At 68.1% G+C, this 14,706-nt stretch carries 10 protein-coding genes; all 10 read left to right on the top strand.

Annotated elements, in window-relative coordinates:
• The first annotated feature begins 2 nt into the window (after positions 1 to 2).
• Entirely contained in the window at positions 3 to 1,430 is a 1,428-nt protein-coding gene (gatB, locus tag IPL40_06740; protein ID MBK8480856.1) for an Asp-tRNA(Asn)/Glu-tRNA(Gln) amidotransferase subunit GatB, read from the top strand.
• Between the two features lie 328 nt (positions 1,431 to 1,758).
• On the top strand, positions 1,759 to 2,073 hold the full coding sequence (rplU, locus tag IPL40_06735; GenBank protein ID MBK8480855.1) for a 50S ribosomal protein L21: 315 nt from the start codon (positions 1,759 to 1,761) through the stop codon (positions 2,071 to 2,073).
• Positions 2,074 to 2,097: 24 nt separating this feature from the next.
• A complete protein-coding gene (gene rpmA, locus IPL40_06730) occupies positions 2,098 to 2,382 on the top strand; it encodes a 50S ribosomal protein L27 (protein ID MBK8480854.1) in 285 nt (94 codons plus the stop codon).
• Between the two features lie 86 nt (positions 2,383 to 2,468).
• Positions 2,469 to 3,518, top strand: coding sequence for a GTPase ObgE (gene obgE / locus IPL40_06725; protein MBK8480853.1), 1,050 nt, complete (start codon positions 2,469 to 2,471; stop codon positions 3,516 to 3,518).
• Between the two features lie 382 nt (positions 3,519 to 3,900).
• On the top strand, positions 3,901 to 4,662 hold the full coding sequence (locus tag IPL40_06720) for a hypothetical protein (GenBank protein MBK8480852.1): 762 nt from the start codon (positions 3,901 to 3,903) through the stop codon (positions 4,660 to 4,662).
• Positions 4,659 to 7,049: a tetratricopeptide repeat protein gene (locus tag IPL40_06715; GenBank protein MBK8480851.1), complete on the top strand. Its 2,391-nt coding sequence runs from the start codon at positions 4,659 to 4,661 to the stop codon at positions 7,047 to 7,049. The genes IPL40_06720 and IPL40_06715 overlap by 4 nt, the downstream gene beginning before the upstream one ends.
• Positions 7,050 to 7,210: 161 nt before the next feature.
• Positions 7,211 to 10,654, top strand: a complete 3,444-nt coding sequence (locus tag IPL40_06710) for a tetratricopeptide repeat protein (protein MBK8480850.1) — start codon at positions 7,211 to 7,213, stop codon at positions 10,652 to 10,654.
• Between the two features lie 42 nt (positions 10,655 to 10,696).
• Positions 10,697 to 11,932, top strand: coding sequence for a tetratricopeptide repeat protein (locus IPL40_06705; protein MBK8480849.1), 1,236 nt, complete (start codon positions 10,697 to 10,699; stop codon positions 11,930 to 11,932).
• Positions 11,933 to 12,422: 490 nt separating this feature from the next.
• Positions 12,423 to 13,838 (top strand): AgmX/PglI C-terminal domain-containing protein, encoded by a 1,416-nt coding sequence (locus tag IPL40_06700; GenBank protein ID MBK8480848.1) that lies wholly within the window; start codon positions 12,423 to 12,425, stop codon positions 13,836 to 13,838.
• 198 nt (positions 13,839 to 14,036) lie between these two features.
• A complete protein-coding gene (locus IPL40_06695) occupies positions 14,037 to 14,636 on the top strand; it encodes a hypothetical protein (GenBank protein ID MBK8480847.1) in 600 nt (199 codons plus the stop codon).
• Positions 14,637 to 14,706: the final 70 nt, after the last annotated feature.

Genomic DNA, 14,706 nt, shown 5'->3' with positions numbered 1-14,706 from the left:
CGATGCCCTGGGAAGTGGTGATCGGTCTCGAGGTCCACGTGCAGCTGGCGACGCAGAGCAAGCTCTTCTGCGCCTGTAGCACGCAGTTCGGGGCGCCGCCGAATAGCAACGTCTGCGCGGTCTGCAGCGGGCAGCCTGGTGTGCTTCCCGTGCTCAACGAGCAAGCGATCGTGCTGGCCTTGAAGCTGGCGCTGGCCACCGGCGGCACGATTCGTCGCCGCAGTCGCTTTGCCCGCAAGAACTACTTCTATCCCGATCTGCCCAAGGGCTATCAGATCTCCCAATACGACGAGCCGCTGGCCGAGCACGGCGCGGTGGAGATCTGGCATGAGGGGCAGCTGCGCTCGGTCAGGCTGACGCGGATTCATCTCGAAGAGGACGCCGGAAAGAACATCCATCTGGCCACCGGGGCGGCCTCGCTCGTAGATCTCAATCGCGCGGGCGTGCCGCTGATCGAGGTCGTCAGCGAGCCCGATCTGCGCGCGCCGGCGGAGGCCGCGGAGTACATGCGCACGCTGCGCGGCATCGTGCGGGCGCTCGGGATCTGCGACGGCAACCTCGAACAGGGCTCGTTGCGCTGCGACGCCAATATCTCCCTGCGCCCGTGGGGCCAGCAGGCCCTCGGGACCAAGGTCGAGATCAAGAACATCAACTCGTTTCGCTTCGTGCAGAAGGCGCTCGAGTATGAAATCGAGCGGCAGAGCGAGCTGCTCGCCCGCGGCCAGGCGATCCAACAGGAAACGCGCCAGTGGAGTGCCGAGGTCGGGCGCACCGAGGCGATGCGCTCGAAGGAGGAGGCGCATGACTACCGCTATTTTCCGGAGCCCGACCTTCCGCCGGTCGAGATCGATGAGCGACTGATCGAGAGCCTGCGTGTCGCGCTGCCCGAGCTGCCCCTGCAGCGGCGGCAGCGCCTGATGGAGGAGGGCGGGCTCTCGGACTATGACGCCACCGAGCTGACGCGCGAGACCGAGCTGACCGACTACTATCACCTCGCCGTGGCCGCCGGCGGCAGTCCCAAGCGGGTCGCCAACTGGATGCTGACGGAGCTGCTCTCCCGGGTGGACGACGCGCGCGACGTGGCACGGGCGCCGGTGGCACCGGCGGGGATGGCCGAGCTCCTCGGCTTGGTGGAGAGCGGGAAGGTCAGCGGCAAGCTGGCCAAGGATATCTGGGCCAAGATGTGGACCAGCGGCGGCAGCGCGCTGAAGATCGCCACCGACGGCGACCTCTTTCAGCAGAGCGACAGCGCGGCGCTCGAGCAGGCGGTACGCGCGGTGGTGGAGGCGCACGCCGACCGCGTCGCCGCTTACCGCGCCGGCAAGACCAAGCTGATGGGTTGGTTCGTCGGCCAGGTGATGCAGGCAACGGAGGGCAAGGCCAACCCGAAGCTCGTCAACACCCTGCTCCAGCAGCTCCTCGACGGCTGAAGGCTGGCTGGCCGCCGCTCGGCGTCCCCGGAACTCGGTGTCGACCCCCCGCACCTGTTCCCCTGGCAAGCCACGGCCGCGCTGCCCTCGGCCCGCCGCGCCGACGCCGCGGGGCCCCTTGGCGCGCCGCTGTCGGCTGAGCCGGCTCACCCTGGCTGTTTGATCTTGGCTGCTTGATCTTGGCTGCCACATCCTCGCCGGTTGATCCTTGACAGCGGAACGGCCCTGGATAGACTGCGCCCTCGGCCCAGGCCCCGCGGGCACGACAAGCACTCGCCGACGTTCGGTGGGTCGCCCGTGGCCGGGATCGCGATAAGGAGCGACCTCCATGTATGCCGTGGTTCGCACCGGCGGTAAGCAGTACCGCGTGGCGCCCGGAGACGTGATTCACGTCGAAAAGCTCGAAGGCAGCGTCGGAGATCCGATCCAGCTTTCCCAGGTGTTGTTGCTCGCTGGCGGCGAGCAGCTTCAGGTTGGGCGTCCCCTGGTCGATGGCGCGGCCGTGCGCGCGGAGATCGTCGAGCACGGCCGCGAGCGCAAGGTGCTGATCTTCAAGTATCGTCGGCGCAAGCGCTACCGCCGCAAGGCTGGCCACCGTCAACCCTTCACCGCGATCAAGATCACCGAGATCGCTGCCGGCTGACGCTGCGCGGAAGGACGAAGTTCGATGGCACATAAAAAGGGCCAGGGAAGCTCGCGCAACGGGCGTGACTCCAATCCGCAGTACCGTGGCGTCAAGCGCTACGGCGGTGAGCAGGTGCGGGCCGGCAATATCCTCGTCAGGCAGGTGGGGACGCGCTTTCATCCCGGCTCCAACGTCGGCATGGGGCGCGACTACACGCTCTTCGCCTTGACCGACGGCGTTGTCCTCTTCGAGACCTTCCGCGGAGCTCGCAAGCGCGTCTCGATCAAGCCGGACGCCGCTCCGATCCAGCCGCCGCAGGCGAGCTAGAGCCGCGGAACCCGAGTTCTTGGCGCTCCGCAGCGGCGATGGCCGCGGGCGGGGCCCGCCGCGCCAGGTCGCGGCTCGTGGCGTCCATGCGTTTCATTGATGAGGTAGAGATCGAGGTCGCCGCCGGTGACGGAGGGCGTGGTTGCGTGGCCTTTCGGCGCGAGGCGCTGGTGCCGCGCGGCGGACCGTCGGGCGGTGACGGCGGCAATGGTGGCGACGTCGTGCTCGTCGCCGACCCGCAGCTCGGCACGCTCCTCGATCAGCGCTACCGACGCCACTACCGCGCGGACCGCGGCGGCCACGGCCTCGGAAGCGATTGCTATGGCCGCTGCGCCGAAGACCTGATCGTGCCCGTTCCTTGCGGCACGATCGTCTACGCTGCACCGAGCGGTGAGCTGCTGGCGGATCTCTCTCAGCCCGGCATGCGTTTTGTGGCGGCGCGTGGCGGACGCGGCGGGTGGGGCAACATCCACTTCGCCAGTTCGACCAACCGCGCCCCACGCCGCGCGAACCCCGGAGGCGAGGGGGAGAAGCGGCGCCTCCGCCTCGAGCTCAAGCTCGTCGCCGAGGTCGGGCTGGTCGGACTCCCCAACGCCGGCAAGTCGACGCTCTTGGCCGCCCTCTCGGCCGCGCGGCCCAAGATCGCCGATTATCCCTTCACCACCCTGACGCCCGGCCTAGGCCTCGTGCGCCTGGGCGAGGAGCACTCCTGCGTCATGGCGGATATACCCGGCCTGATCGCCGGAGCATCGGCGGGCGCGGGCCTCGGCCACCGCTTTCTGCGCCACATCGAGCGCACCCAGATCCTGCTCTTCCTGCTCGACGACCGCCATGCCCTGGAGGGCCGGGAGGGTGGTCCCGTCGACGACTTTCGTCTCCTCCGGCGCGAGCTTGCGGCGCACGATCCGGCCCTGTCCGAGCGCCCGATCCTCGTGGCGCTGAACAAGGCCGATCTGCTCGATAGCGCCCGCCAGGCCGCGATTCTCGCGGAGCTCGCGGAGGCGGGCGTGTCCGATCCCTGTGTCATCTCTGGCGCTACGCGCAAAGGCCTGGATCGCCTGCTGGCCGAGATCGGCCACGCCTTGGCTTCGCTCGCGGTGGAGCCGCTGGTCGAGGGCGTCGCGCCGCCGAGTTGAAAGGCCGGCCACGACCCGCGCGCCGGCCACGAGCGACGTCAGCGCGCACTCAAATGCCCTCGACCAGGCAAGCGCGCGTTACCGGACCGGATCGACTCGGCCTCGAAAAAAGGCGCTCTCGTTGACACCGCTCGGCCGCGTCTGTTATACCAGCGCCCGATTTCGTGGGTCTTTGGCTGGTTTACCCCGACTGCCCTGCGGTCGCCCGTCCAGGTACGTGCGACCGCCGCGGGCGGGTTGCAGCGCGCTTCCCGGCTTCCGCCGGGTTTCCGAGGTCGGTATCGCCCAGTGACAACGCCGTCGCTGGCCTTCAAATTCGCGCCTCATCTGGGTGCTGCGGTAGGGTGCGACCGCGTCCGAGGTCTTGAGGAGAGTGACAGCCATGCGGAATAGAGTACGGATTGCCCTCTCGGGTCTTGTCGCCCTCTCGCTGTTGGCTCCGGTGAGCCCCGCCCAAGGGGCGGGTGCCGCTCCGGTGCCGTCGGCGCCAGCGGCACCGGCAGCCAACGCCAGCGCTCCTGGCGGCGAAGGCGCCACTGCAGCGTCGGGAGATGCGCCAGGCGACGCTGCGGCCAAGGCCGATCCTGCGGTCGCAGCGCCCGGCACGACGACCTCCAACACGATCCGGTTGCGGACGCTGGAGCAGCGGGTCAACGAGCTCAAGGAGCGCGTCTTTCGCTCCAAGGCGCGCCTCAACCTGCTCAAGGAGACCGTGCTCCACGGGATGATCGCCGGCTCACGCGCGATCATCACGCACTCGAATGAGATGGGCAGCGCCTTTCGTTTGACCAGGCTGGCGTACGGCCTCGATGGCAAGGAGATCTTCTCGCGCGCCGCCGAGGATGGTGAGCTCGACCTCAAGCGGACCTTCGAGGTCTTCAACGGCAGCATCACCCCAGGCAATCACACCCTCTCCGTGACGATGGTCTATCGCGGGCACGGCTACGGGATCTTCACCTACCTCAAGGGCTACCGGTACAACGTCCGCGCCAGCCACACCTTCACGACCTCGGAGGGGCGGCAGAACGTGATCACCGTCCGCGGCTTCGAAAAGGGCAACGCCACGACCGAGCTCACGGAGCGCCCGGCGATCGAATTCAAGGCAGCGCTCTTCAGCGTGACGGCCAAGGGGGCCGCGCAATGAAACGTGTGCCGTTTGCCGCGACGGCCCGGCCCATGCTCGCGATCGCCGCTGCACTCGCCGCGACGGCGGCGCCAGCTCTGGTCGATGCCGGACCGGAGCGCGCCGTGCAGGCCGAGGTCGACCAGTTGGAGCTCCAGGCGAGTCAGCTCGGCCAGCGCTTCCAAGGAGCCGACGCGGGCACGGGCGCACAGACCGCACCGCAGCGCCTGGTCACGGCGAAGCTTCTCTACCGGCTCGGCGACTACAGCCAGGCTGCGACCCTCTTCCTCGACTATGTGCAGCGCTTCCAAGCCACGGCGGGCTACGCCGAGGCGCTCTACTATCTCGGCGACGCCCTCTACCGCCAGCGGGAATTCCTCGGCGCGCGGCGCCAGCTCACCACCCTGGTCGCGCGCGGCCCCGGACCCTTCTACCAGCGCGGCCTAGCGCGGCTGATCGCCGTGGCGCTCAGTACGGGTGACCTCGCGGCAGCCGAGCCCCAGGTGCAGGCGCTGGCCCGGATCCCAGTCCTCGAGACGGAGCCAGCGACGCTCTACGTTAGCGGGAAGTACCATTTCTTCGCGCGCCACCTCGAAGAGGCCCTTGCGCTCTTTCGCTCGATCGCCCCCGGATCACCGCTCTACCGCCAGGCGCGCTATTTCATCGGCGCCTGCCTCGTCGCGCAAAAGGACTACGCCCAGGCAAGAGCCGCCTTTGCGAGCATCTTGGCCGATCCGACGCTGCGCTCCGCCGCAGCCGAGCTCCGAGCCTCGGGCCGCGCTCCCGCGGCCTCCCGGGCCGCCGTCAGCCCGGTAGAGCAACAGCTCCTCGACCTGACCCACCTGGCGCTCGGTCGCTTGCTCTACCAACAGGGGGAGCTGGTCGGTGCCGCCAAGCACTACGAACAGGTCTCGCGCGAGCTCGCCACCTTTGATACCGCCCTCTACGAGACGGCCTGGGTCTACATCAAACAGCAGCGTCTCGACGCCGCGCTGCGGGCGCTCGACCTGCTCGTGCTCGCGCAGCCCGACAGCTCGCTCGTCCCCGAGGTCTCGATCCTGCGCGGGAACCTGTTGATCCGCCTTGGCCAATGGGGCCGGGCGTCGCAGCTCTTCGCCAAGCTGCACGACCGCTTCGACCCGGCCCGCGAGACGATGGCCGCCCTGCTGGCGAAGCACAGCGATCTGACCACCTTCTTCAACGCGCTCCTGGCGCGCGACCTTGAGCGCGGCGCTGGCGCGCTGGCCCTCGCCGCCGAGGTACCACGCTTGGTGAACGACTGGGTCAAGGAACTACCGCCCGTGCGACGCGGCTTGGCCGTCGTCGGCGATCTAGGCGACCTCAGCGCGACCCTGGACCAGGGTGACCGCATCCTTAAGCGTGTGCAGAGCGTGATCGACTCACCCCAGAGGCTCCGCGTCTTCGCCGGCTATGCGGCGGCGCGCGAGGCGACGGTCGAGCTTGAGAATCGACTGGCGCAGCTGCGCCAGCGCCTGCTCCGCCGGGAACGCGACCTGACCTACCCGCTCCTCGGCCCGGCCGAACGCGGACAACTCGCCCAGCTCGCCCGCGAGCGCGCCGCGCTCGATGGCCAGATTAGCAAGCTGCCGACCGACCCTGCGAGCTTCGGCAGGCGCGCCCGCGCGCGCGAAGCGCGCGTCGCCGAGCTCGAGGCCGAGCTGAGCCGAATCGGCCTGACGGTGGCGAATGTCCGCGCGCAGCTCGTCGCGGTCGAGAAGTTCTTCGCTGACTCGCCCTCGGGCCGCGATCCCACGATACGGCAGGGCTTTGAGCGCGAGGCGAGCACGATTCGTGCTGCGGTCGTCGCGCTCGACCGTGAGGCCGACGCGCTCGAAATGGAGCTCGCCAACGCCCGCGAGGCAGCGGGTGTCGGCGGACCGCAGGAGCTCGCTGAACGGGCCTCGAAGGAGCGCTTTCGCACCTTGGTCGAGCGTGAGCATCAGCTCCTCAGCGTCTACCGCGCGCGGCTGCCCAACGCCAGTCAGCAGGAGCTCGCGACTACGGATACGCTGCTGGCGCGCTGTGACGCCGTCGACACGACGCTACGCCTCTTCAACGCCGAGCTTGAAAGCGCAGTCGAAGCGCGCCTGACCAAGGTCCGCGTTACCCTCGCCGAGGAGGCCGAGCGCCTCAGTGTGCAGCGCGGCGAACTGGCGAGCTACCGCGCCGCCAGCGACCGGGTCATCGGCGGCGTGGCCCACGACGGCTACAGAGAGATCGAGCACCGCTTTCGCGACCTGGTGCTGCGCTCCGACGTTGGCGTTATCGACGTCAGCTGGGCGCTGAAAGAGGCGAAGACGAGCGAGGCCTCTCGCTTGGTTCGCCAGCAAAAGGCTGATTTACAGCTGCTTGACGACGAGTTCAAGGAGGTCCTCATCGACCGCTGACTTGCGGTCGCGGGCCGCTCAGGCTCCTTCGGCGCGAGGCCGAGGGACGGACCTGAGTGGCGCGCCGCCGTGATCCACCGATCGAGCGGCGCCGCGCGCGCCCGCACCGGCGGGCCGGCGCCTGCGCCAAGCGAGGAACCAGAGTGAGGGGAGGCTTGAGGATGCGCCATGGCCCAATGCTCGCTGCGGCTGCGCTGCTGCTGCTGAAGGGCACCGCTGCAGGTGGTGACCCCGCGAGTAGCGCGAGCGCGGCGCCCGAGCTCAATCGGCTGCAGGCCGAGGTCGAGCGCTTCACCGCCGCGGCCGATGACTACCGCACCACGCTCAACCGCGTTGTCCGCGCCAAGTATGAGGCGCGACGTGAGCAGGTCATTAGTGGCTTCCGCGGGAGAATCGCCGAGCTCGAGCGCGCGGAGCGATCGCGGCGGGTCGCGGCGATCACGCTCTTCGAGGACTTCCTGCGCCGCTATCCGAGCTCGCCCCGCTGGACTCCAGACGCGATCTTTCGCCTCGCCGAACTCTACTTCGAGCAGTCGAACGACGACTATCTCCTGGCGCAGGAGGCGTACGAGGGAGAGCTCGCGAAGCTCGAGCGCAAGGAGATCGCCGTCGCGCCCCCGCCGCCGCGCCAGAACTACGGCCCGACCGTGGGCTTACACAAACGTCTCATCCGCGAGTGGCCCAGCTATCGGTTCATCGATGGCGCGCACTATCTTCTCGGCTTCTGTCTGGCTGAAATGGGCGACGTCGCTGGAGGGAATCAGGCGCTGCTAGCGCTTGTCTGCCGGAACAAGTTCATCGCGCCCGTCGCCGCCGACGCAGGCGTCGGCAGCAAGCCAGCACCCGTGGCCGCCGCGAGCGGGCCAGCCCAGGCGCCAGGCGCCAAGGGGGCGAACGGCGACTACCGCGATTGTGTGCCGCTGGTGGCAGCGAGCCGCTTCAATGCCGAGGCGTGGGTCCGCATTGGCGAGTATCACTTCGACGAGAATGAGCTAGCGGCGGCCATCACCGCCTACCGCAAGGTGATCGACCTCGGTCCGCAGGGCAACGCCTACTACGACGAGGCGCTCTACAAGCTCGCCTGGACCTACTACCGCGCAGACAAGTTCGCCGAGGCCATTCGCAACTTCGACGAGCTGGTGCTCTTTGCCGACCGCGAGCTCGAGCGCACGGGTAAGGCTGGGTCCGAGATGCGCCCGGAGGCGATCCAGTACCTCGGGATCTCCTTTGCCGAGGAGGACTGGAACGGCGACCAGCAGCCCGATGCCGAGGGCGGCCTTCAGCGCATCGACGCGGTCTACAAGGGCCGAGAGGCGCAGAAGCACGTCTATGAGGTCTACCGCAGGCTGGCCGAGATCTATTTCGACACCACGAAGTACGACGACGCGATTAAGGTCTACAAGGTGGTGCTCGAGCGCTGGCCCAACCACGCCGATAACCCGGAGGTCCAGGAGCGGACGATCACCGCGCTCGAACGGCTGCGCCAGTTCGACCAGGCGATCCGCGAGCGTGAGGAGTTCACGCGCCGCTTCGGTAAGGGCTCCGAGTGGGAGAACGTCAACCGCAACAACCCCGATGCGCTCAAGCGGGCGCGCGAATACGATGAGCAGGCGCTGATCTTCGCCGCCGTCTCGCACCACAAGGAGGGTCAGCGGCTACGCAACCTCGGCCTCGCCAACAAGGACATCGCGACCCTGTCCAAGGCCGGTCAGGAGTACGCCGTCGCCGCCACGGCCTACGCGAAATACCTCGATCGCTTCCCGCACTCGAAGAACTCCTATGAGGTGCGCTTCTCCTACGCGAGCTGCTTGTTCTACGCGCAGCGCTTCCCCGAGGCAGCGGCGCAATACGCCGAGGTACGAGACTCGAACCTCGACAACCGCTACCAGGAGGACGCAGCCTTCTCAGTGACGAAGTCCTGGGAGCAGCAGATTCAGCAGCTCGCCGACAAGCAGGCGCTCGTGCAGCCGCCGCTGCCGACGGCGCAGAGTGTCGGACTGAAGCCGATCGCGCTGCCGGAGCCCTTCAAGCACTGGCAGCAGGCGCTGGACGCGTATGTAGCGCTGCTGCCGAAGAGCGCCAAGGCGCCCCGCTTGGCCTACAAGGCGGCGGAGATCGCCTACCGCTTCGGCCAGTTTCCCGACGCACGCCAGCGCTTCGGGCAGCTCTACGAGCAGTACTGTGGCGACGCCATGGCCCTCAACGCGGGCCAGGCGGTCCTGGTGACCTACCAGCTCGATAAGAACCTCGACGAGATGCAGAGCTGGGCGACCAAGCTGTCGTCCGGACGCTGCGGCGGCGACGCGCGTAGCGGCGAAGTGGCGACGGGGGCGCAGAAGCTCCTGGTCGGGATCAAGTTCAAGCGCGCCGAGACGCTCTTCAAGCAGGCGGAGGATCTGCATTCCGCCGGCCGGACGCGCGAAGCGGCTCCGCTCTTCGATCAGGCGGCGGTGGCCTACCTGGCGCTGGTCGAGTCGAATCCGGAAAGCAGCGACGCCGACAAGGCGCTGTTCAACGCTGCCGTGGCCTACGAGAAGTCGATGCGCTTCGAGTCGGCGACGCGTATCTACGAACAGCTCTGGCAGAAGTATCCGACGAGCGCCCTGGCGGGCGATGCGCTGTGGCGCTCGGCGGAAAACTACAAGCGCTTCTTCGAGTTCAAGAAGGCGGTCGACAGCTACCTGATCATGGCCGACGCGCCGGGCTTCGCGAGCTCTCCGCATCGGTCGGATGCGCTCTACAACGCGGCCGTGATCCTCGAGAACGATCAGGACTATGGTCGCGCCGCGCAGCTCTTCCTGCGCTACGCAGCCCAGGTGGGCAAGCCGCAGGAGGCCGCGGAGGCCTATTTCCGCGCCGGGAACATCTACGGGAAGATGGGAAACTTCGACCAGATGGCGAAGGTTCTGCGGGACTTCCCCCGCCTCTATGGCGCCGTGCCGGGCCAGCAGACGAGGGCCGTCGAGGCGGTCTACCGGATCGCCAAGCAGGCCGATACGCGCGGGATCGCGGCCACCGCGAGCAAGTACTACAAGCTGACGGTCCAGGAGTACAAGCTGCGCGGCTTGGCGCCCGCGTCCGACGGCGCAGAGTATGCGGCGGCAGCGACTTTTCAGCTCCTCGAGGGCCGCCTTGCCGACTTCCTGAAGGCGCAGATCCGCTCCGAGACGATTCCCACGCTGCTGCGGCGCAAGACCGAGCTGGAACGACGGGCTGCCGCGCTGCGTGACGAGTACGACGGGGTGCTGGCCTTCAAGCGCGCGCGGTGGACACTGGCTGGGATGGAGCGGCGGGGGGTCATCTTCGAGCATGTCGCTCGAGAGGTTGCCACCGGCTTCCGTGAGCTGCCCGTGCCGCAGAAGGTCAAGCGGCTCGGACAGGACGCTGTTGACATTTACATGCAGCAGCTCGACCAGGCGTTGGAGCGCGAGGTCCGACCGGTCGAGGACGAGACGAAGAAGCTCTTCAGTCTCTGCGTTGAGCGCGCTCAGGAGCTCGGCGTCTCCAATTCGTATACCGAGGAGGCCCGGCGGCGGCTCAACGCGCTCGACCCGAGCAGCTACCCGCTGCTGAAGGCACCCCGCGTCGAGGTCGTGATTGACTGACCACCTGCGGGAACGCGCGGGGCGTGGCGACGGAGAGAAACGATGCAGCGAGCGAACGACACCTTGATACACGGCCTCGGCGGTTGTCGCGGCGTGGCGCTCGCCAGTTTGTTGACGCTGGGCGTCGGCTGCGCGGGCCAGCAGCAGGCGCCCACGGCGGTCGGAGCGCCGAAGGCTGCACCTTCGCAACAGGCCGCGGGACCAGCGAGCGCGGGCGCGGGGGGCGCCCCTGGCGTGCTGAGCGAAGGCGCGAGCGCTGCGACAGTCGCGACACCGCAGCAAGCCAAGCCGACCGAGCAGCTGGAGGCGGCGCTGGCCGCCGAGAAGCGCGGCGCGCATGAGGAGGCGATCGAGCATTGCAAGACCGCGCTGCGGCGTGACGAAAAGTACACGCCGGCGATGGAAGTCATGGCGCGGGCGTACTTCCGGCTCGGGAAGCGTGAGTTCGCCGAATCGATCTGCGAGATTGCGATCAACCTCGAGCCGCGCTCCGCTCGTTGCCACAACCTTCGCGGCCTGATCGCGTTGCGGGATGACGACCAGAGCCGGGCGTTGGCGCAGTTTCAAAAGGCGACCCAGGCTGACGAAGGCTACGGTCCCGCCTGGCTCAACCTCGGCGCGCAGTACCTCGAGGTGAAGAACTACAAGGAGGCCGTCGCGGCCTTGGAGCGCGCGGTCGCGCGGCTGCCGCAGCGGCCGGAGGCCCACCTCAATTTGGGCGCCGCCTATCGCGGCGCAGCTGAGCTGGTCAAGGCCGTTCAGGCGCTGAGCCGGGCCCTTGCGCTGCAACCCGACTATGCGGCGGCCTACTTCAACTTGGGTGTGCTCTACCTCGATGCCGAGAGCTTTCCGGGGATGGAACGGCGGGCCCAGCTCCAGGCGGCGATCGTCAACCTCGGGAAGTTCAAGCGGCTCGAGGCCTCGCGTGAGCAAGCGGAGGTCGCCGAGGGCTACCTCCAGAGCGCCCAGCGCGAGCTAGAGAAGGAAGGGCGGCGAATCGAGCGCGCGCAGGCGGCCAAGGCGCGCGAGGCGGCGAAGGCGGCGGCGAAGGCTGCGGCCGCGAAAGCAGACGCGGCAAAGGCGGCGGATAAGCCAGCAGCGGCGCAGGCGGCGCCGGAGAAGCCGGCAGCGCCAGCAGCGGGGCAGGCGGCGCCGAAACAGTCGGGATCCGAACAGTCGGGATCCGAGCAGTCGGGAAGCGCAGCGGCGGCGGCGGCAGCGCCGTCGGGCGCGGCTGCGCCAGCCGCACCGGGAAGCGCTGGGGCGGCGAAGCCCTAAAACCGAGAGCTTGGCTGCCCTCTAGCGGGGCGGAGATCGCGAGAGCTTGTGATGCACAACCGGACCGCCCTTGGATTCGTTGCTGGGGTCGCCCTCCTGCTTTTTGCGAGCGATGACCTCGCGGCGAAGCCGTCAAAATCGGCCGGGCGCGCGGCCGCGGCGGCCGGGATAGCGGCACCCCCTGGCGCTGTCGCTGAGCCGAAGGCAGACGCGAAGGCTGCCGCTGGCGCGAAGGCGCCGGCGCCGCAGGTTACGGTTCAGCGTTCGGCCGGCGGTCGCAAGGTCTTTCGGATCGAGACTGGTTTCGTGATCGAGGGCAGGATTCAGAAGCCGAACGCCTTCTACGTGCTGCAGCGATCGCAGATCAACTACGACTGGTCACAGCTCAATCAGGACTTCGCGCCGCGAATCCTCGAGAGCGTCAGGCACAGCCCGTTTTGAGCATTCTAGCGCGGGCAACGGCAGCCAAAGGCTAATGGGGCGGGCGTTCATGGCAACGACCAACGACGCGAGCAGGAAGCAGGGCGAGGCGCCGGTCGAGGCCAAGATCCTCCGGATCGGGGTGATCCAGGCCGGCAAGATCGTCGAAGAGCGATTGGTCCGACGACGCGGTCCGGTGACCATCGGCGCGTCGGCTCGCAACACGATTGTCGTGCCCGCGTCGAGCCTACCGCGCTCCTACACCCTCTTCGAGCACAGCGGCGACCATTATCAACTCGTCTTCGGCGAGAGCATGGACGGTCGCGTCTCGGTCGGTGGCCAGGTCCAATCGTTGGACCAACTGCGGCAGGGCGGCTCGGCGCAAACGAAGGGCAAGGCGCTGCACCGATTGCTCCTCGACGAGAGCTCGCGCGGCAAGGTCATGCTGGGCGAGGTGACCCTGCTCTTTCAATTCGTGGCGCCTCCGCCCTTTCAGCCGCGGCCACAGCTCCCACCTTCGGTCAGAGGGAGCATCCTCGGCCAGATGGATTGGCTGTTGGCGTGGAGCTTCCTCGGCACCGCCGCGGTCGTCTCCGCCTTCATCGTGCAGTTGCATACGATGGACACGGACCGCCGGATCAGCGCGGACGTGATTCCGGATGACTTCGCCGAGTACGTCCCGACGATGGAGCAGCCGCGCGTCGCCGCGATCGATCTGCAGAAGCTCGGGGATGTCGGCGAGGAAAAGGTCGAAAAGGTCGAGGGTCAGAGCGCCGGCGCCAAGAAGGCGCGGGGACCGAAGCGGGAGGCACCGCCCTGCGACGAGGCCTGTCAGGGCGCGCGCGAGGCGGCGCGACGCGCGCGCTTGGCCGAGCAGGTCGCGCAGATGGGGGCGCTGAAGATCCTCGGCGCCAAGGGCGGCAGCGGCAGCGGCATGGCCGACCTTCTCCACGGCGGCGACCCCGGCACGGCTGCAGACAAAGCCTTCCGCAACATCGGCGGGCTGACGGTCGCCGGGCGGGGCGGGGGTGGATTGCGCGGCAAGGGCGACGGTGGCTCCGGGCGCGCGGTCGGTATTGGCGACCTCGGGGGACGCGTCGGCGGACCGGGCGCGGTCGATACGGGCGGGGTCGTCGAGGAGCGCGTGCCCAAGGCCATCGTCAAGCCGGCGGGCGCGATCGAGCGCGACGCGACGCTGGAGGCCGACGCCGTCGCGCGCACGATTCGCCTGGGCATGCAGGCGATCAAGGGCTGCTACCAGCGGGCGCTGAAGCGGAATCCCCGGCTCACCGGGAAGATCGGAATTCGTCTGACCATCAGCGCGACGGGCAGCGTCGCTGGCGTGGAGATCGAAACGGACACGCTCGGCGACAGCCAGGTGACGAGTTGCATCGAGGGTTTTGCCCGGCGCTGGCGCTTCCCGCCGCCGGACGGCGGTGGCACTGCGGAGGTCGCGGTGCCCTTCGTCTTCCAGGCAGCTGAATGAGCTGCGGTGGCGCGCCCAGCGCAGGGCAAGGGAAGGCCTGTCGTCCGACCGAAGGGACCTACAAGAAACTTAGAGCCCAGGTGCATCTTGTAGGTTATGATGCAAAGACGGAAGCTAAGAAATTGACACCAATGTTGACACCCGCGCAGCGGGCAAGATACTCTTCCGGCTCCTCTACCCGGACCACCAGGTGAAAGCATGAACGTGCCCATAAGAATGCACGCGGCTCGGACTTCGTTGCGCGGAAGCGCTGGCCGCAAGCATGCGGCTGCCGCCTTCGTACTCGCCGCAGGCCTGCTGCCCGTCGCGCCGGCCCAATCACAAGCCGGCGCACCCTCGCCGGTGACGACGCGCTCCGCCGAGGTCGAGCTCTCGCAGGCTCGGGAGTATCTCCGCGAGATGCAGAGGATCGTCGCAAAAATGCCGCGGCTGATCGCCGAAGCGCGGCGGGCGCGCGACATCATCCGGCTCAACTGCCTGCGAAACAAGCAGGGGCAGCTCCGTCGGACCTATCGTGAGGGTCGCCAGACCTTCGCCGCGCTGCGGGTGGCGCCGCGCAGTGGCGCGGCTGCAGAGCGCAACCAGCAATTCACGAAGCTGACGGTCATCTACCAACGCACGACCATGTTGGGACAGGACGCCGAGGCCTGCGTTGGCGAGGACGTCTCTGAGCTCGGAATACAGAAGCTGACCGTCGACGTCGACGACGATATCCGGGACGCGGAGGATGGAACGGCACGCGGCGTGACGCCGCCGCTCCAGACCGATCGACCCTTCGTCGCGTCGCCGGATACTTAAGTCTGGGTTAGGGGTCTCGGTTAGGGGTCTCGGTTAGGCCTCGGCGCGGGGCGACTCAGGCAATCCACCT

The sequence above is a fragment of the Pseudomonadota bacterium genome (assembly GCA_016711215.1).
GTDB lineage: Bacteria > Myxococcota_A > Polyangia.
The sequence above is the reverse complement of the archived record's forward strand: the minus strand, read 5'-3'. Positions and strand labels throughout refer to the sequence as shown.